This is a genomic window from Maribacter algae (assembly GCF_047345745.1).
Classification (GTDB): domain Bacteria; phylum Bacteroidota; class Bacteroidia; order Flavobacteriales; family Flavobacteriaceae; genus Maribacter.
The window spans coordinates 524749-548590 of record NZ_JBLFES010000002.1; the positions used below are offsets into that span (position 1 = coordinate 524749).

A 23842-nucleotide genomic window follows, 5' to 3' on the forward strand; every position below is an offset into this window, starting at 1 on the left:
CTACTTTTATTAGGTTTTAGCACAAAAATAGCACCATATGCTTCAACAGTACTATTGTCCCATATGGTTAATATGTATTTTTACCCATTATTCATAATACAAAACAAATTTTCACGGATGAAAAAAGTAGTATTCTCTGTAATGTTAGCTATAACTTTAATTTTAGGTTCATGTGGCAACAAAAGAGATGGTGAACCAAAAGTGTTGGTGTTTTCTAAAACTATGGGATTTAAACACCCTTCAATTCCAGCAGGAATCACTGCGATTCAAAAGTTAGGTGTAGAAAATGGATTTGCTGTGGATACAACAAAAAATGCTGACATGTTCACTGATGAAAACTTGAAGCAATATTCTGCCATTGTGTTCTTGAGCACCACAATGAATGTTTTGGACCATTATCAAGAAGCGGCATTTGAACGTTATATCCAGTCCGGTGGTGGATTCGCTGGGATACATGCAGCGGCCGATTGTGAATATGATTGGGGTTGGTACAACAAATTGGTAGGAGCACAATTTTTGAGCCATCCTTCCGGCACGCCCGAAGCAGACTTTATTATTGAGGATAATAGCTTTATTGCTACGAAACATTTTACGGAAAAGGTATGGCATAGGGCAGATGAAATTTACAATTATAAAAATATTAATCCCGATGTAAACATTCTTATGTCCGTGGACGAGTCTACCTATAAAGGCGGAAAAAACGGTAAAAACCATCCTTTTTCCTGGTATCATGAATTTGATGGCGGAAGAGCTTTTTATACTGGTGCAGGTCATACTGATGAAAGTTATTCCGAGGAGCTCTTCTTAAAACATTTACTGGGAGGTATTCAATATGCCATAGGTGAGAATGAGAAACTGGACTATTCCAAAGCTACTACTCAAATACCGCCGGAAATAGATCGTTTTTCAAAAGTCGTTTTGTCGGAAGGGGAATTTTTTGAGCCTACAGAAATGACCATACTTCCAAATAGCGATGTACTTATAGCGCAACGTAGAGGAGAAATTTTGTTATATAGTGAAGCTACAAAAGAGATCAAAGAGGTTGCAAAATTGGATGTGTACCATAAAACCTTGAACACTCCGGGAGTCAATGCGGAAGAAGGTTTAATGGGCATTCAAAAAGACCCTAATTATACGACCAATAATTGGGTGTATGTGTATTATGCGCCAACAGGTGACGCGCAGATAAATCGTTTGTCACGTTTCAAATTTATCGATGGCAATTTTGACCTGACTACCGAACAAGTAATATTGGATGTAGATAGCCAAAGAGAAATATGCTGCCATACGGGAGGCTCCATTGCCTTTGGACCGGACAATTTGTTATATCTATCCACTGGTGATAACTCAACCCCTTTCAATGAGAAAGGCGTAAAGTATATTAATAGTGGGTATGCACCATTAAACGATATTCCTGGTCATGAGCAATACGATGCCAGAAGGTCTTCCGCGAACACGAATGATTTAAGAGGTAAAATCCTTCGAATAAGAATGAACGAGGACGGTACTTATGATATTCCGGAAGGTAACCTATTTCCTGTAGGTACAGAAAAAACAAGGCCGGAAATTTATACGATGGGGCACCGTAATCCGTATCGTATTTCCGTAGATATTAAAAAGGGGTATCTGTATTGGGGAGATGTAGGACCAGATGCAAAGGGAGATAGTTTGGAAACCAGGGGCCCTAGAGGATATGATGAAATGAACCAAGCACGGGAAGCCGGTAATTTTGGTTGGCCTTTATTTATCGGGGATAATTACCCCTACAGAGCCTATGACTATGAAACCGGCCAGTCCGGTGAGATTTTTGATCCGGAAAAACCAATAAACAATTCTAGAAACAACACGGGTTTAACAGAGCTGCCAAAAGCAATGCCGGCCTATGCTTTTTATCCATATGCCGAAACTCAAGATTTCCCCCAATTAGGGACAGGAGGAAGAAATGCCATGGCCGGACCAACATACTATTCCGACCTATACCAAGGTGATGAAAAATTACCAAGCTATTATGACGGGAAAGTAATCATTTATGATTGGATGCGGGGCTGGATGAAAGCTATTCACTTAAATGAAGACGGTAGCTACAGTAAAATGGAACCCTTTGCATCGGATATCAATGTAAATAGCCTAATAGATATGGAAATAGGTCCAAACGGTAAAATCTATTTGCTCGAATATGGTAGCGGTTGGTTCACCAAAAATGCAGATTCCGGCTTAGGCTATATTGAATACAATGGAGGCAACAGACCGCCATTAATAGATCAATTGATTGTAGACAATACTTCCGGAAAGTTACCATTATCCGTAACCGCTTCAGTGGAAGCAAGAGATCGTGAAAAAGACGCAATGACCTATATATGGGATTTAGGAAACGGGAAAATCAAAGAAACTACAGTGCCCCAGATTTCACATTCTTATACCGATACAGGAGATTATAAGATTTCAGTTGAGGTTAAAGATGCTGCGGGAGAATCCGCAAAGAGTAATTCCGTTACTGTTGTAGCCGGTAACTCAAGACCAGAAGTCACTATTGACATCAAAGGTGGAAATTCATCTTTCTTTGTGCCAGGTCAGGAGGTGCAATATGCGGTGAGCGTTGTTGATCCGGACGGAGACGGCACCATTAATGAGGACAATATCTTTGTAAGCGTGGATTATTTGGAAGGAATGGATAAGGTGGCCATGTCCTTAGGGCATCAGCAGGTATCCGCTGCGGTAACCGGTAAAGCCTTAACGCAGTCTATGGATTGCAAGACATGTCATAAAGAGGCGGAAGCTTCCATAGGGCCTAATTATACAGACGTTGCTAAAAAATATAAGGAGCGAAAAGATGCTATAGCTTACTTGCAGAAGAAGATAGTCGCGGGCGGTACAGGCGTTTGGGGAGAAGTTATGATGCCGGCACATCCCAATATTACTTCAGATGAATCCAGACAAATAGCAATGTACATACAGTCCTTGGTTTCTGATGATTTACAAAAGAAATCGCTACCTCCAAAAGGCACTATAGTAGCTAGACCCAAGAAGAGCGAAGAGGTCATGGTGATTACCGCCAGTTATACGGATGAAGGAGTAGAGGGAACCGTTCCGTTGACGGGAAGTACATCTGTTACCCTTTCAAACAAATAGGCTGAGAAGTAACTCATAGTGTTGATTCTTTCTATAGATAGGTTGACATAAAATCGACTTATTTTAGGACGGAACACTAAACAAAAAAGCCCGCTTTAAGCGGGCTTTTTTTGCTTCATATTGGTTTATTGAAGGAATATTTTAATTCCATTTCAAACTTAACGATATTTCATATCGAATATTTTTAAGGATACTGTGATTTTCGAACCAATACATAGGTGATTCCACTTTCCTTTACGGTGCTTAAATGTTTCAAAGGCCCTAGTTTATCAATTAAAACCCCGCCTAATTTTTGAACAGCTTTCCGTGAACGCAAATTGTGTTGGTCTACATGAAACAAGATGTATTTAAAATACTGAAACGCATAATCGACCATTAAGGTTTTAAAAGATTTGTTGTACAAACCGCCCCAGTAGTCTCTTGAAAGAAATGTCCAACCTATTTCAATAGCTTCTTCGGAGCTCTCTGATAGCTTGAACCTTGAACTTCCGATAATTGTATCCGTTGCTTTGTCAATAACTACAAATGCTCCTTTTGAATGAATTGCATCTTTAAAAAATATTTTAAAAATAGATTTTTTATATCTATCGGGATTTTGATGGAGTTTCCAAAGTAAAGGGTCGTTGGCGACTTTATACAATGCTTCAAAGTCTTCTACTCGAATAGGTCTCAGTAAAACCAAACTGTTTTCGAGGATGGGCTGAAGATTTATGCTCATTCCAAGTTTTTTTCCTTTTGTATTTCCGGTTGGTTTCTGGTGCTGAAATTAAAAATATCCGTTCTATTATAATGTCCATTTACATCAAAGTCCATTTTACTATGGATGATTTCCTCTAGATTCAACTCGGCTGTCAATACACCGGCTTTGCCAAACAATGGGCCTGCCAAAACTTTCCCCAATGGAGAAATAATAACACTTCCGCCGGGGCAGAGTTCTTCCGGCTCATCGACCGCTAATGCCCTATGCGCTTCCGAATACATGGATTTGGTAAAATATTGATTGCATCCCAGTACAAAACATCGGCCTTCCAGTGCAATATGGGTCATGGTGGCGGTCCACTCTTTTCGAGAATCCGCTGTGGGGGCCACGTAGATTTCGACTCCATTTTGATACATGGCCATGCGGGCCAACGGCATATAATTCTCCCAGCAAATGAGACCGCCCAGTTTTCCGATTTTGGTATTAAAAGTCACCAAAGATTCTCCGTTGGCCTCGGCCCAAATTAAACGTTCCGTACCTGTAGGTTTAATTTTACGATGTACTCCCAGAAGCCCGTCAGTAGGAGAGATGTAGACCATACTGCAGTAAAGACTACCGTTATGTTTTTGTTTTTCGGTGATGCCCGCCACCAAATACACCTTGTTCTCCTTGGCGAGCTTTACGAGCCGATTCATATCTTTTCCATCAACCGACATACTATTTTTGTAATATTCGGCATAAAGGGCCTTTCCTTCCGGAGTTCTACTTCCTATTTTTGCTCCAAACAAGAAACCTCTTGGATATCCGGGAACAAAAGATTCCGGAAAAACCAACAGTTCACAACCTTCTTTGGCATATTTACGAATAAGGGCTTCCATTTTGGCCAAGGTTTTTTCTTTCTCAAAAAATACGGGACTGTCCTGCACCAAGCCTACCTTTATTTTCATTTTTCAGCAATAGTTTTTAAAAAAGGTTCCATCTCCAAAAGGGTAATATCATCTCGTTTACGCAGTTGCCTAAGAAACCATCCTTTATGTCCGGCCCCATAAACAATTAGAAACCGTTTTCCTTCGTAACGGTGTTTTTCCAAAGCTTTCTCAATATTCCAATAATGTGCAATATTGATATTCTCCCAACCACCAAGTCCCAATTCTACATTAAAGAGCCTATTATAGGTTTGTAAGGCAATATCTTGGATACTGTCATAAGTAGGGGTGTGTATGAAATAGGAATCATTTACCTTTCCGGTTGCTCTGTAAATTGAATCCGAACGTTTATTTGCTTCCGTGTAAGCGTGCCAATCCGCTGTTCTACTACTATCCTTACTTATGGCCCTTAGTTTGGCACTGCGTTCATCGGCCATGGGTTTTGTCCATCCCGCGGTGGGAATAATTTCAAAGTCCATTTCTTTGGTCAAGGGAAAAATGACGTCTACATATTCGGGAAATCGTAGGACCCTGGGTTCGGAGATACTATCATCTCGTTTAAAACCGGTCATGGCCATTTCCATACGATCCGGCGGAATCTCCGCTAGAATATAATCAGGTTGTATCGCTTTAATCAGCTTTTTTAAATACGGGATGTTATAGAGGCTATCCGTTAGATGACCTCCGTGAATAGTTCCCAATACAAGCACTTCATTTTTTGGTCGCTCTTGTAGTTTTGGTGTTGTTTCATTACAACCAAACAATAATATCAGGATGGTTGTAAAAATGAATAGTAGTTTAATAAGTCTCATTTCATCAACAAATTTATAATTCCGGTTATGGGGCGTAATTCTTCCTTCTTTATCGTAACGGATTCCAATACGCTACCGCCTACCACTTGAAATTCATTTTTTAGGGTAGTAATGCATTCCTCTGCTTCCTGAATAGTAATCCCGTTGGGAACCTGATAATAGGTTTTGTCATAATCGGAAGGTTCAAGGCAATCAAAGTCAAAATGCAAATACAAGTGTATAATTTCTTTTTCTTTTAGGGTTTTGACCATTTCCAAATTGTTCATTTTTTTAGGAGCATAAATATTCCCTTCGTCAATTCTTGTCTGTTCGGTGGCATCAATATCCCGCAAGCCTACGTAGTGAATCTGGGAAGCCTTTATGGTTGATAACAAAAGCGTGTCCATACCTTTTTCACCTTCACCCAATAGTGTTCGTAATGGCATTCCAAGAAAATTGCAACTAGCGGAATCACAAGGTCTGTTAATATCGGCATGGGCATCAAACCAGATGATTCCTAAATTCGGATATTTTTGGTTGAGGTAAGATACCGGCACAATTTCCAGCCCACAATCGCCGCCTATCGTTTTGATAGTCGAGGGATTACTTGTAACCAATGCTTTCTTAAAGCGAGTCAATTGCTCGGTTATGGCATCATAATTATTAATGTTATACCGTTTTTCACCTTTTTCGCTTGCAATAATCGTAGATAATGGAATGGCCAAAAACTCAGGATCATCCAAATAGTCCAGTATCGTTTTTGCACCGGGCTCAATATTTGTTCCTGTCCCGGAACCTTGCCATTGCGGAAAGTAAATTTTCATGGAATTAGTATTTATTCTTCTATTTTCAACCAGTCTAGATAAGAAACGACTAAACTTCCTTTTAAGAACTATTTTCTTCGGTTATTTTCCAATATATTCCAGATAATGTCTATCCTATCCTAAAAAATATATAGCCATCGTAAGGATGTTTGTGAATATTATATGTTGTCTCGTTTTTGTTTAAAAATTTCCAGAAATATAGATTATTCGACTATTGAATTCTATTTGAATTACTGATATAAAACGTACCTTGGTGGCACAAGCCCGTTCAATCTCATGGACACCAACATTTGCCCTCTATGATGTGTAATATGGTCAGCAAGCAACAATAATATTTGTCTTTTTGATCTATTTAATCCGAAATAATCCAACTTGTCATCAAGTTTGGCCACATCAAATTCTCTGATTAGTTTTATGGTTTTATCAAATGTTTGATTGATTTTGGAAATCATTTCCTCTTTGGTTTTCTTATCAACTTTAAGCTCTGTGTCAGTTTGCCAATCTCTCGCTTCACGTCCTCCTAATAAGGATTCACTATGCCAGTCCATTGCCCAAGCAATGTGCATTAGGTTTTCCGCAAAGCTTTTGGATTCTGATGTTGCTCTAAATTCATATTTGTCCTCCGGCATGTTTTCCGCTACAAGAATTAAATATGTTCTTGAATTTTCCAATCGTTCTAAATACTCCTTTATAAAAGTATCTTGCTGTGCAAAAAGAGGCGACATGCATGAAGAAACCAACATTACCGATATTAAAATTAAAATCTGCTTCATAATTTCATATTTTTTAGCCCTTTCTGTAATTAACGAAGATGAATTTTTGAAAGGAATATTATTTGGGCATCTATTCCAAAAGTCTACTTTCTATATAATAATTACGGTCTATCCGTACTTTTGGTCGGCCTTCAATCTTATCGGTATTCCATTCTGTTGATGGTTGTAACGTATGTTTTTTATCGTTCAAATAGATAGTAATCGGCATGTTAAAACTATCGATAACATTGGTATATCGGTATTTTAGTACTCCATTGTCTACTTTGTATTCCAGAACAGGAATTTTGGTGGTTCTTAAATACTGGTCAAACACTTTTGATAGATCAACCCCGGATTCTTTGGAGATGTAATCTTCAATCTGTTTGGTGGTCACGGTCTGGTGGTAAAATTCCTTGTTCAAACCTCTTAGGATAGCACGCCATTTTTCATCATCATTTATGATTTGTCTAATGGTGTGCAGCATATTGGAGCCTTTAAAATACATATCGCCACTGCCTTCATAATTTACGTCATATTTCCCGATGATGGGCCTATCATTTTTTATCGCCTTGCGTAGACCAATGACATAATCCGCTCCGGCTTCTTTTCCATAATAATATTCCAAGAACAGACTTTCGGAGTAATTGGTGAAGCCTTCATGCACCCACATATCGGCAATGTCTTTGTAGGTAATGTTATTGGCGAACCATTCGTGCCCCGCTTCATGGATAATGATAAAATCAAACTTCAATCCCCATCCGGTTCCCGATAAATCTCGACCCAGATATCCTTTTTTATATTGATTCCCGTAGGTGACCGAACTTTGATGTTCCATTCCCAAATAAGGCACTTCCACGAGTTTAAAGCTATCCTCATAAAAAGGGTAGGGGCCAAACCAATGCTCAAAGGCCTTCATCATTTTTGGAGCGTCCTTAAAATGCTCTTTGGCTTTCTCAAGATTGGCTCTGAGGACATAGTAGTCCATATCCAAAACACCTTTTTCGCCCTCATATTTTTCGCCAAAATGCACATAGTCGCCAATGTTGATGTTCACCCCATAATTATTGATGGGATTGGAGACAAACCAGTCGTATAATTTATAACCGCCGTACTCGTATTCATATTCCTCACGAAGGCGACCGTTGGCTACTGCGACCAGATCTTTCGGGACGTCTATGGCAATTCGCATGCTGTCCACTTCATCATACATATGATCTTTATTGGGCCACCAGACACTGGCACCCAACCCTTGGCAAGAAGTAGCGGCAAAATGCTTGCCATTGCTATCTTTTTTCCAAGAGAACCCGCCATCCCATGGCGCATTGACCGCTTCCCGGGGATTCCCATCATATTGTACATATAGCTCATTGTATTCCCCTGGAACTTGTTTTTTCTTTAGATTGATGAAATGTGCCGGACCTATTTTACTATAGTTTAGTTGTTCCCCGTCCTGTGAAATACCCGTAATCTTCATGGGTTCCTGTAAATCGATTTGAATCACATCATATTCTTCCAAAACTTTGTAACGGATGATATTATAGCCTGCCAAGAATTTTTTGTCCGGTTGCACCTTTACATTGAGATTATAATACGATACATCCCACCAGGCTCTCTCCAGAGTAATACTTCCCCGGAGTGTATCCTGTTTTGTAAATTGCTGTTTGTCCTGAAGTAATTGGCCCATTGTACCGGTAAAGGTTGCCAAAAACAATAGAAATATTATTCGCCTATACATACATTTTAACTATCTATAATTAAAGAATCAGATCACCTTATTTTTTCTTGCTCTCAATGAATTCATCCATTCGGGAAAGCAACCGCCACCATTCCGTATTATCCTCCCTGAATGTTCTTATGGCACCTGAACGGACCAATATTTTTCTGAGCTCTTCGTCTTCAAATCCTCCAAGATGCTTTTTTAAGGTCTCAAAGGAACGATCTGTGTAAGCCTTATGGTTTAGGAAATGCTTTGCGGTGCTTTCCGCCATAAATTCGGTTTTATGTTCTTCTCGGAGTATTTTTAGCTCTTGCTTAAACCGTTGTCGCTGTAAAAGATAGGAAATAAGCCCTCCCACCAAAGTACCCAATAATGTAAAAATTGCGGTTTCCATAACGGAGAATTCCTATCTAAAGATACCGTTCGGGAAAACTACCGGACTCTCAAATCCGTCCTCTCCAACCGAGGAAACCCCAAAAAAGTAGTTGTCAATGACTATGCCATCAAGTACAAATTCGGTCACGTCACCTACGTTACGGCTGTAGTCCCACGTAGGAGAAGTAGTGTCCCTCCAATAGATTTTATAGCTTTTTGCACCGTCAACCTTGCTCCATTGAAACTTTGCAGAAGGTTCAACGATTCCACCGATCTTCACCTCTTTGGGAGCGGGTGGAGCCCATGCCAAGGAAGCTAAGTTGATGGCATTTACCGCTGTTAGTTTTGTGGCATACCCAAAGTTTACGTGCTCTAGCACATCGCCGTAGGCAATACCATCTTCAACCCTAATATCCTGATGTTGTTGGGTATAATTTTCATGGGCCTCCATGATACGGATTCCGGGAAAACCTGCGTCATTAAAAGGCCTATGGTGTCCACCACGACCGAAACGGTCCAGTCTGTAGATCAACATCGGATTCATTTCGGGCATATAGGTTTTGGTGTTTTTATGCACGTAACGCGCCAACTGGCGGGAAATACCGTCTACCTCGCCCCCATAAAAACGTCTGGCCTGCCTCTGTTGTTCCGTTTCTGTTGGGGGAACGGGTTCGGAAAAAATCCTGAAATCCGTGCTACTGGTAATACCGTCTACCCCGGTGATATTCCCTATCATATCGTTATTGAAAATTCCGATGACTTCCCAGCCTTGGTCCTTTGCGTATCCGGCCACTCCGCCACCCCCGAAAAGACCTTGTTCTTCTCCGGAAAGTCCCATATAAATGATACTGTTGTCAAAAGTATATTTGGATAGCACCCTTGCCGCTTCCAGGGTCCCTGCCATTCCACTGGCATTGTCATTGGCACCTGGGGCATCATCCGTAAAATTATTGGGGTCGCTGACACGCGAATCAATATCCCCGCTCATGATAATAAAGCGGTTCGGGTATTTTGTTCCCCTTTGGATGGCCAAAACATTTACTACTTCTACATCTTTCACAATACGTTTGTTGGCACCTTTTTTTACCAAATCTTTCTGATAGATGACTTCAAGGCAATTGTTACAGGCTGTCGAGGTTTTCTCGAATTCGGATTTTATCCATCTTCTTGCCGCGCCAATTCCTCTTGTATTGGATACCGTATCGCTCAACGTATGCCGCGTGCCAAAATTGGCCAAGGTGGTGATATCCTTTTCTATACGGTCCGTGGAAACCGCATCGATGATATCATAAATACGTTGGTCCGTTTGAGCGGATACAGTAAGAGTTGCGGCCATTAGGCCAATCAAAAGCATTTTTTTCATTTTAATCGATTTTATATTTTTTGTAAAACAAATAACTGTGGAGGCCACAAAACGGACCCAATAGAGAATAAAGTAAACCGGGCAGACCAAAATTTAATCCAATTTCTGAAGCGGCGACGATTATTGAAATAACGGCCGTCAACACAAATAATGCAAAGTGCCTTGCATAAAACAATAATTGCATGGAGCGTTCCATATTTCTCGACTTTTTATAGGCCCTAAGATACATTAAGGAAAGGCACAAAAAAAATAAGCGCGAAGCCTAATCCATAGAGTTCAAATATGCTGCCGAGTTTGTCCTTTGTCATACCGGAAGTGGCAAACCAAGAGTTTATCAATGACTTCAACGGAAATACGTAATAGAGTACCACAAAAAGTAAAACGGTATTAATGGCGATAATCCAATTGTCCATATAATTGGTACGTCTGAAAAAATTATAGTGAAGAAACCAAAAGATAAAAAGCACAAAAAAACTTATCGCGAAACCGGCAAAAGATTTTACATCAATATCTATAATGGAATCATTTGTCCCCGTTCCCAAACTTACTACCAATAGCGTGGCGGCAAAGGCAAAAACTGCATCGCTAAAAGCCTCTATCCTACTAATATGATGTGGGAGTTTCATGGTCCCTAAATGTATTAAAAATTAATCGTTTTTTTGACCCGACAATTGCCATAAACCAAAAAGGGGGCCTATTGCGAGTACTAAAAAAATATAGGTAGGTGCCATTTGTTGGGAGAGAACCGATAAGAGTTGAATACTTACGATCGTTATGGCAAAACCGATGCAATTTACCAATGTTAACCCCGTACCTTTTAGTTTTGGATCAATAGAGGAAGCCACCAAGTTTGAAAATTGAGGGGAATCTGCCGTAACGGCCATGCCCCAAAGACACCAACCGACCAAAAATAAAGATGAACCGAATTCAAATAACAGCGGCGAGACAAGACAAGACAACCCTGAGATAGATAAGGCCATAAAAGCTACCTTTTTACTGCCTAAATGCTGCGAAAGCAATCCGCCTATGGCACATGAGATTCCACCTAATGCAATCACAATTCCTGTCCAAAGCGGTATGGATAGATCTTGGTCGGAAATACTGTTAAAGGTTTTTATGGCAAAGGGCGTAAAGGCCCAAAAGGCGTAAAGTTCCCACATATGTCCAAAATAACCGAAGGCCGCTTTTTTAAAGTTGTTGTTTTGAAATAGTCGAGGTCCGGCCGATAGATTTAACTGTGTGCTCTTTTTTTGAAAAGGTCCGTTCGGGACCAAAAAGAATAACAGAAATCCGCCCAACATGGTAATTAACGAAGTAATTTGAATCACCATGGTGGCATCATTGCCCCAAGAAGTACCGTTTATGAGGTAGGGGAAAGAAGTACCCAAGACCAAAGCACCGACTAAAAAACCTAAGGCTTTGCCCAAGCCTTTTTCATAGTAATCGGCCGCTATTTTCATGCCTACGGGATAAATGCCCGCTAGAAAGAATCCCGTACCAAACCTTGCCGAAAGTAAACTCCAAGCGGCGTTATTTTCCAACAAAAGACTCCAGTTGCACAATGCGGCCAAGATGGCACAGACCATAAATACTTTGGAAGGTGAAAAACGGTCTGCCACCATAAGTAGTGCAAAAACCAATGTTCCTGTGATAAAGCCAAATTGCACCGCCGAAATTAAATATCCGATCAGCTCATTTCCCAGACCTGTTTTTATAATGAGGGAATCAATGATCGTGTTCCCGGCAAACCATGGGGAAGTACAGGCAAATTGAGCAAGGATTATGGTGGGAAGGATATGTGTTTTTGGTTTCAACAAATAAACTACCTTACGAATGTAACTCGTGCTATTTTACCATCATTAACTTCATATATAGCTACAGCACTGAACGTATTGCCATTGGCAGTCACCCGTTCTTGATCAATGACTTTGTTACCGATTACAATTCTATTTTTCAGCTCGCAATGTAAGTCAGGTGTTGCTTCAAAGAATTTGGAATAGCCTTCTCGCATTTGTATTTTTCCTTGGGACCTTTTCTTATCTGGGAAATTATATAAGGATATAGCATCAGCATATGTGTCTAAGAATCCTTCAATATCTCTAGTGTTATAGGCATCTAGTTGCTGTTGTACTACCGTTTTAGGATTGGGAACGCCTTTATCGAATATAAATCGCATACTCATGATTACATCGTTTTCTACTTCGTAAATAGCCACTTGCATTTGTTGAAATATACCATTCTTCATGACTTTTTCATTGTCAATTACCTTATTGCCAATCGTAATACGATTAACAACCTTCACATCGTACGTTTTATTTTCTGGGGAAAGTCCACTGTAATTTTCTCGCATTTTATCATGACCAATATACCAAGTGTCATTGGGAAACACACCTACATACACATTTTCTGAATAACAGTTTACGAAGGCATCAAGATTTCCGGCATTATAAGCCTCCACTTGTTTCTGGACAATCTTATCGGGTAATTCTTCAGAAACTATGGCAAGATATTTACCATTTGGGCTTACCGAAATCCGTGAAGGCCTGTGTATTGTAGCCTTATCAAATTGCCAAAAAGGTTCCCAGATTGAACTAGTATCCGCTTCGACTTTAACCACAGCTTTTTCGTTTGGCGATATTATGGTGGTAGGTGATACCCAATAAATATCTTCCTGTTTATTCCAGATATAATTAATAGTTTTAGTTTCTCCGGTAATCGGGTGTAATGATTTTATTTCCCAAGTTTCATTTTCCTTGCTTATGTAGCTTATCAAATCCGAATTGGGAATTTTGTGTAAAGACCTACCTGCATTTTTCTGAACCGTATAATTGGTGCCATCCTTAAGGTTGGAGACTACTAAATCCATACGGTTATCAACCAATACCGATGAAACGATAATGTCTTTAGTGTACCATACGTGGTAGCCCACTTTTAAGTCTTTGAGTATTTCTGTTGGCTTGCCAGTTTCACTGTTATATTGGTATAGCCGTTGAAGTCCATCTGTATCCAGCCTTATAGCTGAAATGCCTTTAGAATCTGGAATCCGGAGTGGAGAGTACTCGCTGCCGTCCGGGGTATCGGTTAACCAAGAAGTAGTTCCGGTCGGGATGTCATATTTGCGAATATCTGTTTGATCGTTTCTAGTGGATGAAAATAAGATGGTATTGTCATCATAGAACGAGGGTTGATTGTCATAACCCTTATTGTTGGAGATATTAATTGGTTTTCCAAATATGATTGTATCATTTTCTTTTGAAATATCAATTAAGTATACCTCTGTATTTTGTTGGGCAATAGCACTTGATAAAATAAAGAGAAAAGCGAAAATTAATTTTGATAATTTATTCATTTGTAATGGTTTAAATTGTCTTATATGAACTGAAAAATTATCTATTTTCCGCAAACCTAGCCAAGATATCCCGTACATTTTTAGTATTGTCCACAAAATATCTCGCCTGTGTTTTTTGTCTGCCTACTTTAACGGTCACGCTATCTTCGGGTAGTTCCTGAAACATGAATTCATCGGTCCAATCATCGCCAATGGCGAATACAAAATCATATTCCTGTTCAGAATACACTCGCATGGAAGCGCGACCTTTATTAACATTACTGCTCTTGATTTCCATCACCTTGTTTCCGTTAAGGACGCTCAAATCATCATTGGCGATAAGGCTCGTTAAAACGGTATTAAGCTCTACCGCCCTTTTTTGTCCAAAATCTGGGTCGGTATTGCGGTAATGCCAAGCTAGGGAGTAATTTTTTTCTTCCACGAAACTTCCTGGAGTTCGGTCCACAAAGGATTCCAGAACAGGAAGTATCTTTTCCATCCAGTCTTTCTTTACGTTTTCCAGCATACGGAACGCTTCGCCTCCTTGGGAAATCCATACACCATGCTCTACGATCATATTATATTTTTTAGGTAGAAACCATTTGGTAAAGGTTTCTTTGTCCCTACCGCTGATCAGGTACATATCCGTATTCTCCTGGGAAGAAATGTCATCCAACAACTCATAAAGTGCTTCGTCTGGACTTGCTTTTTGGGGATCGTTATGAAAACCGGCCAAGGTACCGTCATAGTCCAAAAAGACAAGCCTTCTTTTTGCTTTTTTATAATCTTTCATGATAACATTCATCAGGTCTACAGAGAGCCTTCGCGATATGTAGGTTTGATCCTTCTCTTTTTGATTGACCAAAGAAGTCATAAAATCATTGGCCCATTTTTCTACATTGTAACGTTCCAAACGTTTCTGAAGTAATGCATTTCGTTGTTGTTGCTCCGCCTCGGGCATGTTGATGGCCTTGTACAAAGTATCGGCAATCTGTTCGAAATTATTGGGATTGATCAATAGCGATTCGTTCATTTCATTGGCGGAACCTGCCATTTCGCTTAAAATCAGTACTCCGGTTTTATCGGTTCTTGTAGCAATGTATTCTTTTGCTACCAAGTTCATTCCGTCCCGTATCGGGGTGAGCCATGCAATATCACATGTGGTATATAAATCGATTAGATTTTCAAATGGCATCGACCTATAGAAATACCAAATGGGCGTCCAGCTTACGGTGGAAAGTTCCCCGTTGATACGCCCCACCAATTCATCTATCTCTTTTTTTAACAGTTTGTATTGTGGCACGTTGGAGCGGGATGGCACCGCAAGAATGATCAATCGTACCTTTTCTTTGTATTCCGGGTATTTGTTGAGAAAATATTCAAAGGCATTCAAACGTTTGGCAATACCTTTGGTATAATCCAAGCGGTCTATGGACAAGAAAAACTTGGTATCCGGGGCAGATTTTTTATGCGTATCCAATCGTTTTTGCAATTCGGATTTTTGGTCTTCCCCTCGTTCACCATGTTCTTTGGCTGCCTCACTAAATTTCTTGTAATCGATTCCCATAGGAAAGGAATCCACTTTTATGACCCTTTCATCCTGATAAATATCATTAAAACTCACTTCCAACCCCAGAAGCCTACGAACCGAACTCAAAAAATGCCTTTCGTAATCATATGTGTGAAAACCGATCAAGTCCGAACCCAAGAGACCTTGTAAAATCTCACGTCGCCACGGCAGTGTTCTAAAAATTTCAAACGAAGGGAAGGGGATGTGCAAGAAAAACCCGATAGAGGTATTGGGTCGTTTTTCCCTGACCATTTGGGGAACGAGCATTAGTTGATAATCATGTACCCAAATAATATCGTCGTCATCGGCTTTTTCTAAAATGGCATCTGCAAATTTCTGGTTTACGGCCTTGTACGTTTCCCAGCTATCCAGCTCAAATTCTGAGTATTCCAGAAAGTAGTGGAACAGGGGCCATATGGTACGGTTGCTGAATCCAAAGTAAAATCCGTCTACCTCTTGTTTGGTGAGTCTTACTTTAGAGGAGCCATGTTCTGCCAAAGCCTTGTCAATTTTAGGAGCTATTTCATCGGGAATCTCCTCGTCCGTAAGGCCGCTCCAACCGATCCAAAGACTATCCCCACCGGAATGAACGGATTTCATTCCTGTTGCCAGTCCGCCAACACTTGGTACGGCAGTGATGTTTCCATTGCTAATTTGTAATTGAACAGGGAGTCTATTTGAGATTATGATAGTTTTGGCCATAAATAGCTTCTTTTGCTTTGATATAAATTTAATTTCTCTCAATTTCGGGAAAAAGTAGGGCAATAGCAATGGATGACCCTATAGAATCATGATTTTTATTGAATGGATAATTTAGACTACGGAATAATTGGAAATTGTAGGAGTGCCGCGTTAATTTCAAAAACAGGCTCGTTGGATTGGTGCTGCCTGCCCGAATTTGATTCGTCCTCCATTTTTGCCAAACTGCTTGATGAAAAAATAGGAGGGAGTTTTGAAATTGTAGTTGCCGACGATTATGTCATAAAACAGCGTTACAAAAAGCACACGGCGGTCCTCATTACCCGTTTTACCAATGGCACCGATATTTTTGAGATACGCGATTTTATGCCACGCTACAGGAAAGAAGGCGGCGGATATAATTCCCCTCCGGAAATTGTTCGGTATTTTAAGCACGTAGCTGGCATACCAAAATTTAAGGTGCTGTATCATCCAAAATTGGAATATGCCGCGGCAAAGACCGAAACCTATATCAAAAAGAATTTTGTAGTAAGCCTTACCCATGGGGAGAAATACGATACTTTTTTCCTGTATACTTCATTTAACAAAAATGCCGTAGTAGAAGGGCGAGAAATAAAGCTCACGAAAGATGGTTATTTTTTATTGGGATACAACGAAAAGATATTTAAGCCTACGGTACGCAAAATGTACACGGAGTTGGAGCGCACCAAGGTATATTGGCTCAATTGGAGTGCAAAAACACCTAATTATAAGAAGTACAACAACCAGATCAGTCGCAGTGCCATTACCCTGAAATTACTGAGCTATGACAAGACCGGAGCTGTATTGGCCGCAGCCACTACTTCTTTGCCGGAGACCATTGGTGAGGTGCGCAATTGGGATTATCGCTTTTGTTGGATAAGAGATGCCTCCATGGCCATAAAGGTAATCGGTGATTTGGGACATAGAAACGTGGCCCGTAGGTACTTACAGTTTATTGTGGATTTAATTCCCGATAAGGATGAGAAGCTGCAAATCATGTATGGCATCAATAAAGAAAAAAAACTGACGGAGCTTACCTTGGATCATTTAGAAGGTTATAAAGGCTCTAGCCCCGTTCGTATCGGTAATGCGGCATATAAACAAAAACAGAACGATATTTACGGAATTCTGATGGATGTTATCTGTGAACAGCTTACCCGCTATAGTAACGATGTTGAAAACGGGGAAGAGCTTTGGGGCATTACCAAAGGCATTGTTTGGATTGTTGCCAAGCACTGGAAAGAGGCGGACAAAGGGATATGGGAATTCAGGAGCGAAGACCGTCATTTTACCTTTTCGAAAGTTTTGTGTTGGGTAGCCATAGACAGGGCGATAAAAGTAGCTAGAATTCTTCATAAGACCAGAAAATTGGAGAAATGGACGGCATTGGAACAGGAAATCAAGAATGATATCCATGATAATGCATGGAACCCCAAAGTAAATGCGTTCACCCAATCCTATGGTTCTCCAGATTTGGATGCTTCGGTTTTATTGATGGAATCCTATGGTTTCATTCATGCAAAGGACCCAAAGTTCGTGAATACTGTAAACGCCATTGAAAAAGAATTGAACAATGACGGGTTGTTATATCGATATAAAAATGAGGATGATTTTGGACTGCCCTCTTCTTCCTTTACCATTTGTACATTCTGGTTCATTAATGCATTATTTAAAATAGGGGAAGAGGAAAAAGCGATGCAGCAGTTTGATCAATTACTCTCTTACAGCAACCATCTTGGTCTATTTAGTGAAGATATCGATTTTAAAACAAAACGATTGCTAGGGAATTTCCCACAAGCGTATTCCCACTTGGCCCTGATAGAGTGCGCTATCAATTTTTCGAATAAAGAATCCGAAGAAAAAGTATTGGAATCCATGGCCTAAACTGAACTTAAAAGTTTTTGATACGATATATTGCTCATTCTATTTAGAATGATTTAGCAACAGTCTTTATTTTTTCTAAAAGTCCTTTTAAATGTGTTATCGTCGTAAACGGATTCATCAGCGAGGTTCTTAAATAATGAATTCCGTTTAGTTTTGTTTGGACCAAGTAGAATTCCCCATCTTCCAGAAGGGTTTGACGGATTTTGCTGTTTAAGTGATTCAGTTCGCTATCGGACAGTTGTTCATTAATATACCGGAAACAAAGAATGTTGGATTGTGGAGCAACCGCCAGTTCAAAGTTTGGGTGACTGTAGAGCGTTTTTTCAAAATCACGGGCCAGATTATATTGCCTTGTTACAAATTCATCAAAAAGGCCTTCCCCATAAAATTTGAGTAATACGTACCAATGCAGGCTCATCATGTTCTTGGTACATTCAAAAGTACGTTTGCCGCCATTGTACCAGTCCTCATGGTCCGTGTCATTTAATAGGTAATCCGCTTTTTGACTAAAAGTTCCGTGGGAATCCGCTCCATTTTTAAAGAGTAGGGCAGTGGTAATAGTGGGCATTAACATCATTTTGTGCCCATCGATCACAACGGAATCCGCTTTTTCAATGCCTTTCAAGAGATAGCTGTATTTTTGGGAATAGATAGCCGCTCCTCCATGGGCACCATCCACATGAAACCATAAATTATGGTCTTGGGCAAAATCTCCAATAGCATCCAGATCATCATAAATTCCCGTAGCCGTAGATGGTGCACTGCCAATAATAGCAAATATTTCGATTCCGTTTTCCGTAGCCTGTCGATAAGCGGTTTCCAGTTTTTGAACATCCATGTTGAAGTTGACCGTAACAGGAATTTTAATGATTCCTTTTTCTCCGAGCCCCATGATTTTAGCGGCTCTATCCGCACAATAATGCGCTTCTTCGCTGACTAGAATTCCTAGCGGTTTCGTATGTCCCTCGTTCCAAACATCGTGCGAGACCTTTGCTTTTCTAGCGGTGAGCAAAGCGGTCAAATTGGCTAAAGTGCCACCTGAGGTCAATAAACCTCTAGCATTCTTGTCCCAACCTATTTTTTCACATATTTGATCGGTTACGATGCGCTCCATGGCCGTAGGAGACATGCCCATTTCATAAACGGCCATGCCATTGTTCAAGAATGAACTTACCAAACTGGTCAGGGCCGTAATCGGCGCAGTGGCACCTACTTGATGTCCTACATACTTTGGGTGGTGTGTGTGGGTAGTTCTTTGAATAATTTCATTGAAAAAATCTTCAGTATTGCCTTTTTCTAAAAAATTCTGCCAGAATAAAAGTTCGTTTTCCGGTGTATTCCAATTGATAACTTTAGAATTATTTTCATTGATAGTATTTGATAGATGCACCGATAATTGTTCCAAAAGCTTTTCTCCAATACGTTTGAAATCATTTTCGGAGTATGCTTTTAATAGTAAAGAATCCTTCATTCTTCAAAATTAATCTCTTTTCGGTAACGGTGAAAGTGGGTTGTCTAAAAAGACTACAAAGTATTGTTGAAACTTAGGTTATCAACCATATTAAGAAGTTCGCACTGTTGTTCCTCAGTATCATAATAAAGCATGATATTGAAGTAGTAACCCTTTCGTTCTTTAGTGAAACATAAAACGTTCTTCACTTTAGTTTTGGTAAACATGGTACCTTGATTGAAGCAGCCTTCATAAACGTCAAAACGTTCACCAGAGATTTCCTTTTTATCTCTTATCAGTTGATTATCAAAATATTGTCCATCATAAACTGTTGCGGTGTGATAGGGAACATCAAGAACCAATATGCGCAAATAATGGCTAGTACCATTTAACTTTCTTAATAGCTCTTCATATCTAGTTTTAGCTAATTCATCATTGCTAAAAAGTTCGCTTTTTACGAATTGAGGGTCAATTTTTAAAAGTTCAGCAGATGCTATTTCATGTGGGAGTTTTTTTAGCACCTGAATGGTATCCGCTTCCGTTAAGCTTGAATATTGCAAATCGTACCACTTATAGTTGGCTCTATAGTTGTTCGGTATCGTTATTTTAAAATCGAAAAAATCATTGCAATATTGATTTCCTTCTAGCGTGCCATAATCAAAGTATTGTACCTTTTTTCCTTCCTTCTTTTTTTGTTCGAATAAGGTTGTTGACCAATCCAATTGATACAAATGATAGCAACCGTAAAAAAGTAGGATAATTAAACTTCCCCATAAAAGTAGTTGCTCGCTGAAATCTTTTGTTCTTTCTCTTCTCATCTATCCTTAAGATAGTAAAACAGAATACCCAACGCATCACGGTAAACCGTGAAAAAAAGGTTTTTGATGTAAAAGCCTCTTTATGTAAAGCGAAGTTTAAGCCATATCTAGTTCAAACTGTTAGAACTGTTGATGACCTTCTCTGCCGCTTTGGTCACTTTTTCATGACTGGCCGAAGCAAATCCTATTCCCATAGATTCCGTTGTATTTTTCATGGCCTTGTATTTTTTTGGATTCCTGGACAGCTCTCTTAGCTCCCTACTTGCTTTGATATAATTATCTATATCCATATAGTAGATAATAAATGGGGAAGGTCTACTAATGTTCATTTCCCTTTTTAATCTATCCTTATCGTTGGCAAGCTTCTTAAAAGCATTGTAATGGGCAATCAATTCTTTTAAATTTTGGTCGTAGGTTTCCAAATCTAATTGATCATATTCTTGATAATTTATTTCATAGAGCGGTGCGGTATGCTTTTTTAAACTGTTGATAATCATCCCTTTGTTATATAGTAAAAGCTGATTGTTTTCTTTGTACTCCACCAATGCCTCCGTGGATAATTTATTGTCTATTTCCTGTAATATGGGCCCAAGTGCATCACTTGCTTTAATAAAGTTTTTGATAGGTCCTCTTATCTTAAAGTAAAGTTCCCTTGATTTTTCAAAATCGTCATCCAAATAGGATTGTAACTTGTAATAATCCGAAAGTTGTTGTAATGGTTCCCTAAACGCCTTATACGACTTAATGATGTCCGGTCCCAATTTATCCAATTCCGGAATTTCAGGTTTTTCATTCAAGATTCTTTCTAAATAATCTATAGCACTACTTTCTGGCACTGCCGGGATATAGTATTTTTCACTTTCTTTTAATGGATTTCCTGTTTTGTCATTTATAATATTGTAAAGCGAATTGTAACTGCGTTCCACCCTTGGACTCACATCGTTCCAAATGGCTATATATGCGTTATATTTATTAATATAGGCTTGTTTTTCATCTATTTCTATATTAGAGGACGTATTGGCATTGGTCTCCGTACCCTTAGAATTATTTGTATCCTTACATGATTGAAATAAGGTTAAAGCGAGAATAATTGCAAATGTTTTTTTTATGGTTTTCATAAGAGATAAAGTTAATGTTTGCATAAATGTACCACTAGAAATTTGAACGGTATTCCCTGTTTTCAGTTAAAATGTATAACAAAAAACCGCTCCTTTTAGGAGCGGTTTTACTTCTGTACAAATAACAAAAGTGCAATCTGAATTAGTCAAAGGTGTACCCGTTATCGGCAGCTACTTTGTCCGCAATTTGTGTGCGTAGAGCTACTACGTTAGGGTAATTGGTATATTTTGTAAAACGTTTGAGCCCCATAAGCATCATACGTTGTTCATCGCCTTCCGCAAATGAAACAATGGCTTCCCTACCTTTTTTCGTCACTGTTTCCACAGCCTCGTAGAGATATAGTTTGGACATGGCTATTTGGGTGGTCTGCGAATCTTCCCCGTTACGTTTGGCATTTTTTTCCGTACGTAAAATGGTGGATTCCGCCATATAGATCTCAATTAGGATGTCTGCGGCTGCCAACATGAGCTGTTGGTGGTTTTCCAATTCGGGCCCAAATTTTTGTACGGCTGCTCCTGCTACCATAAGGAAAACTTTTTTCAATCTTTTGATCAAATCTTTTTCTTCGGCAAACAACTCCGAAAAATCAGGAGTTTCAAAAGACGGGATTCCCATTAATTCCTCACCGACCGCAGTTGCCGGCCCTAATAGATCCACATGGCCCTTCATGGCTTTCTTGACAAGCATGCCTACGGCCAGCATCCGGTTGATTTCGTTGGTGCCTTCATAAATTCTAGAGATACGGGCATCCCTCCATGCAGATTCCATTGGTGTATCCGCACTAAAGCCCATACCGCCAAAAATTTGGATACCTTCGTCCGTGGTGTTCTGGACATCCTCGGAAACGGCGACCTTTAGTATAGAGCATTCAATGGCATACTCTTCAACTCCCTTCAATTCGGCTTCCTGATGTGTATTCCCGTCAGCTTCCCGAATGGCTATCCTATCCTCAATATTTTTAGCCGCCCTATAGCTGGCCGATTCCCCCGCATAGGCGTTGATGGCCATTTGGGCCAATTTTGCCTTGATGGCCCCGAAATTTACGATTGGGGTCTTAAATTGGATTCGTTCGTTGGCATATTTTGCAGCTTCATTGATTACCCTTCGTTGTGCATCCAAACAAGCAGCAGCCAATTTAATACGACCTACGTTCAATGCATTCATCGCAATTTTAAAACCGTTTCCTCTCTCGGAAAGCATATTCTCTACCGGAACTTTGGTTTCATTAAAGAATACTTGACGGGTAGAGGAGGAGTGGATGCCCAATTTTTTCTCTTCATCGCCTAAACTAATGCCGTTGCTTGGGTCATTTTCAACAATAAATCCTGTGATGTTTTTATCGTCTTCAATTCGTGCAAATACAATAAAAAGATTACAGAACCCCGCATTGGAAATCCACATTTTTTGACCGGTAATGCTATAATACTTTCCATCGTCCGATAAAACAGCCTTGGTCTTACCTGAATTGGCATCCGAACCTGCGCCCGGCTCTGTGAGACAATACGCTCCGAACCATTCGCCCGAAGCCAATTTTGGTACATATTTTTGTTTTTGTTCTTCGGTGCCGTAGAGTGTGATAGGCATTGTCCCGATACCTGTATGTGCCCCGAATGCCGTACTAAAAGAACCCGTCGCTCCCGAGATATAATCGCACACCAACATGGTAGAAACAAAGCCCATTCCCATACCACCATAGGATTCCGGAACTGCTACGCTCAAAAGACCGAGTTCCCCTGCTTTGCGCATAGTTTCCTCGGTATAGGCATAGTCTTTTTTCTCAAAACGCTCCCAATGCGCCCAAAGTTCCCTATCTACAAATTCTTTGGTACTTTCACGCATCATGCGTTGTTCTTCGTTTAAATCCTCTAAGGTGAAAACGTCTTCGCAATTGGTTTCTTTGACCAAAAATTGTCCACCGCGAAGGATATCTTTTTCTATTGTTTCCATATAAATATGATTTGAGAAGATGGATAAAAGAAAAAAGACTTATTTGAGACTATTCTGAAAACTCATAGTCATCTAGTCATCTTTTGCCATTCTTCAATCTTGTCTTCTAATAAATTTAGTTTTTCAGTATTAATATAATTTCTATGTTTTGCGACCAAAAGTTGTGTTCCTAATTCAAATGAGGAGCCTAAAGCAATGTCTATAAAGTGTTTAAAAGATTTATCGGTCCTTGCTGACCCTTCACAGCTACATTACTTGGCATAGAAACGGAACATCTGCTTAATTGTGAGCTCAAATCATAACGTTCATGTTTCGGAAAATTTAATAACAAGTCAGATACATCATTGGTTATTTCTAAACCCAATTTCCAGATTTTCAGATTCTTATAATTATGTCTTTTCACAGTCTATATTCTATTTTCTAGGGTCT

At 39.7% G+C, this 23842-nt stretch carries 18 protein-coding genes and 1 pseudogene; 2 read left to right on the top strand and 17 right to left on the bottom strand.

Annotation, left to right across the window (positions count from 1 at the left end; all coding sequences use genetic code 11):
- Positions 1–117: 117 nt before the first annotated feature.
- Positions 118–3129, top strand: coding sequence for a ThuA domain-containing protein (locus ACKWBX_RS09380; RefSeq protein ID WP_413968416.1), 3012 nt, complete (start codon positions 118–120; stop codon positions 3127–3129).
- A 184-nt stretch (positions 3130–3313) separates the two neighbouring features.
- Here ACKWBX_RS09380 and ACKWBX_RS09385 read toward each other — a convergent pair whose 3' ends face one another.
- The 12 genes from ACKWBX_RS09385 to ACKWBX_RS09440 form a co-directional block, all read right to left on the bottom strand.
- Entirely contained in the window at positions 3314–3847 is a 534-nt protein-coding gene (locus ACKWBX_RS09385) for a GNAT family N-acetyltransferase (protein WP_413968417.1), read from the bottom strand.
- Positions 3844–4776 carry a carbon-nitrogen hydrolase family protein gene (locus ACKWBX_RS09390; RefSeq protein WP_413968418.1) on the bottom strand — a complete coding sequence of 311 codons (933 nt, stop codon included), beginning with the start codon at positions 4774–4776 and terminating at the stop codon, positions 3844–3846. The genes ACKWBX_RS09385 and ACKWBX_RS09390 overlap by 4 nt, the downstream gene beginning before the upstream one ends.
- Positions 4773–5567, bottom strand: coding sequence for a hypothetical protein (locus ACKWBX_RS09395; RefSeq protein ID WP_413968419.1), 795 nt, complete (start codon positions 5565–5567; stop codon positions 4773–4775). The genes ACKWBX_RS09390 and ACKWBX_RS09395 overlap by 4 nt, the downstream gene beginning before the upstream one ends.
- Positions 5564–6370 carry an arginase family protein gene (locus ACKWBX_RS09400; protein ID WP_413968420.1) on the bottom strand — a complete coding sequence of 269 codons (807 nt, stop codon included), beginning with the start codon at positions 6368–6370 and terminating at the stop codon, positions 5564–5566. The genes ACKWBX_RS09395 and ACKWBX_RS09400 overlap by 4 nt, the downstream gene beginning before the upstream one ends.
- A 230-nt stretch (positions 6371–6600) precedes the next feature.
- Positions 6601–7143 carry a DinB family protein gene (locus tag ACKWBX_RS09405; RefSeq protein ID WP_413968421.1) on the bottom strand — a complete coding sequence of 181 codons (543 nt, stop codon included), beginning with the start codon at positions 7141–7143 and terminating at the stop codon, positions 6601–6603.
- Positions 7144–7213: 70 nt separating this feature from the next.
- A complete protein-coding gene (locus ACKWBX_RS09410; RefSeq protein WP_413968422.1) occupies positions 7214–8857 on the bottom strand; it encodes a M1 family metallopeptidase in 1644 nt (547 codons plus the stop codon).
- 37 nt (positions 8858–8894) lie between these two features.
- A complete protein-coding gene (locus tag ACKWBX_RS09415; RefSeq protein ID WP_413968423.1) occupies positions 8895–9233 on the bottom strand; it encodes a hypothetical protein in 339 nt (112 codons plus the stop codon).
- 12 nt (positions 9234–9245) lie between these two features.
- A complete protein-coding gene (locus ACKWBX_RS09420) occupies positions 9246–10577 on the bottom strand; it encodes a M28 family metallopeptidase (RefSeq protein ID WP_413968424.1) in 1332 nt (443 codons plus the stop codon).
- Positions 10578–10795: 218 nt separating this feature from the next.
- The gene (locus tag ACKWBX_RS09425) at positions 10796–11203 is read right to left on the bottom strand and encodes a TMEM175 family protein (protein WP_413968425.1); all 408 of its coding nucleotides are present in this window, start codon (positions 11201–11203) and stop codon (positions 10796–10798) included.
- Positions 11204–11224: 21 nt separating this feature from the next.
- Positions 11225–12391, bottom strand: a complete 1167-nt coding sequence (locus ACKWBX_RS09430; RefSeq protein WP_413968426.1) for an MFS transporter — start codon at positions 12389–12391, stop codon at positions 11225–11227.
- A gap of 8 nt (positions 12392–12399) precedes the next feature.
- Positions 12400–13926, bottom strand: a complete 1527-nt coding sequence (locus ACKWBX_RS09435; protein ID WP_413968427.1) for a nuclear transport factor 2 family protein — start codon at positions 13924–13926, stop codon at positions 12400–12402.
- A gap of 37 nt (positions 13927–13963) precedes the next feature.
- Entirely contained in the window at positions 13964–16177 is a 2214-nt protein-coding gene (locus tag ACKWBX_RS09440) for a bifunctional alpha,alpha-trehalose-phosphate synthase (UDP-forming)/trehalose-phosphatase (RefSeq protein ID WP_413968428.1), read from the bottom strand.
- 102 nt (positions 16178–16279) lie between these two features.
- On the opposite strand from ACKWBX_RS09440, the gene ACKWBX_RS09445 reads away from it, so the two are divergent.
- Positions 16280–18079 carry a glycoside hydrolase family 15 protein gene (locus tag ACKWBX_RS09445; protein WP_413968429.1) on the top strand — a complete coding sequence of 600 codons (1800 nt, stop codon included), beginning with the start codon at positions 16280–16282 and terminating at the stop codon, positions 18077–18079.
- Between the two features lie 43 nt (positions 18080–18122).
- Here the strand turns inward: ACKWBX_RS09445 and ACKWBX_RS09450 are convergent, their stop codons facing one another.
- The 5 genes and pseudogenes from ACKWBX_RS09450 to ACKWBX_RS09470 all read right to left on the bottom strand — a co-directional run bounded on the left by ACKWBX_RS09450 (position 18123) and on the right by ACKWBX_RS09470 (position 23816).
- Positions 18123–19550 carry a pyridoxal phosphate-dependent decarboxylase family protein gene (locus tag ACKWBX_RS09450; RefSeq protein WP_413968430.1) on the bottom strand — a complete coding sequence of 476 codons (1428 nt, stop codon included), beginning with the start codon at positions 19548–19550 and terminating at the stop codon, positions 18123–18125.
- Between the two features lie 53 nt (positions 19551–19603).
- Positions 19604–20347, bottom strand: a complete 744-nt coding sequence (locus ACKWBX_RS09455) for a hypothetical protein (RefSeq protein ID WP_413968431.1) — start codon at positions 20345–20347, stop codon at positions 19604–19606.
- A 107-nt stretch (positions 20348–20454) separates the two neighbouring features.
- Entirely contained in the window at positions 20455–21465 is a 1011-nt protein-coding gene (locus ACKWBX_RS09460) for a DUF3829 domain-containing protein (RefSeq protein ID WP_413968432.1), read from the bottom strand.
- Between the two features lie 142 nt (positions 21466–21607).
- Positions 21608–23413, bottom strand: a complete 1806-nt coding sequence (locus ACKWBX_RS09465) for an acyl-CoA dehydrogenase family protein (protein WP_413968433.1) — start codon at positions 23411–23413, stop codon at positions 21608–21610.
- Positions 23414–23481: 68 nt separating this feature from the next.
- Positions 23482–23816, bottom strand: a pseudogene (locus ACKWBX_RS09470) (four helix bundle protein).
- Positions 23817–23842: the final 26 nt, after the last annotated feature.

Coding starts and splice junctions, on each gene's coding strand:
- ACKWBX_RS09390 (WP_413968418.1), bottom strand. CDS start 4,776: ATGAAAATAAAGGTAGGCTTGGTGCAGGACAGTCCCGTATTTTTTGAG.
- ACKWBX_RS09395 (WP_413968419.1), bottom strand. CDS start 5,567: ATGAGACTTATTAAACTACTATTCATTTTTACAACCATCCTGATATTA.
- ACKWBX_RS09415 (WP_413968423.1), bottom strand. CDS start 9,233: ATGGAAACCGCAATTTTTACATTATTGGGTACTTTGGTGGGAGGGCTT.
- ACKWBX_RS09455 (WP_413968431.1), bottom strand. CDS start 20,347: ATGAGAAGAGAAAGAACAAAAGATTTCAGCGAGCAACTACTTTTATGG.
- ACKWBX_RS09425 (WP_413968425.1), bottom strand. CDS start 11,203: ATGAAACTCCCACATCATATTAGTAGGATAGAGGCTTTTAGCGATGCA.
- ACKWBX_RS09400 (WP_413968420.1), bottom strand. CDS start 6,370: ATGAAAATTTACTTTCCGCAATGGCAAGGTTCCGGGACAGGAACAAAT.
- ACKWBX_RS09440 (WP_413968428.1), bottom strand. CDS start 16,177: ATGGCCAAAACTATCATAATCTCAAATAGACTCCCTGTTCAATTACAA.
- ACKWBX_RS09410 (WP_413968422.1), bottom strand. CDS start 8,857: ATGTATAGGCGAATAATATTTCTATTGTTTTTGGCAACCTTTACCGGT.
- ACKWBX_RS09380 (WP_413968416.1), top strand. CDS start 118: ATGAAAAAAGTAGTATTCTCTGTAATGTTAGCTATAACTTTAATTTTA.
- ACKWBX_RS09385 (WP_413968417.1), bottom strand. CDS start 3,847: ATGAGCATAAATCTTCAGCCCATCCTCGAAAACAGTTTGGTTTTACTG.
- ACKWBX_RS09420 (WP_413968424.1), bottom strand. CDS start 10,577: ATGAAAAAAATGCTTTTGATTGGCCTAATGGCCGCAACTCTTACTGTA.
- ACKWBX_RS09460 (WP_413968432.1), bottom strand. CDS start 21,465: ATGAAAACCATAAAAAAAACATTTGCAATTATTCTCGCTTTAACCTTA.
- ACKWBX_RS09405 (WP_413968421.1), bottom strand. CDS start 7,143: ATGAAGCAGATTTTAATTTTAATATCGGTAATGTTGGTTTCTTCATGC.
- ACKWBX_RS09450 (WP_413968430.1), bottom strand. CDS start 19,550: ATGAAGGATTCTTTACTATTAAAAGCATACTCCGAAAATGATTTCAAA.
- ACKWBX_RS09465 (WP_413968433.1), bottom strand. CDS start 23,413: ATGGAAACAATAGAAAAAGATATCCTTCGCGGTGGACAATTTTTGGTC.
- ACKWBX_RS09445 (WP_413968429.1), top strand. CDS start 16,280: ATGGATAATTTAGACTACGGAATAATTGGAAATTGTAGGAGTGCCGCG.
- ACKWBX_RS09435 (WP_413968427.1), bottom strand. CDS start 13,926: ATGAATAAATTATCAAAATTAATTTTCGCTTTTCTCTTTATTTTATCA.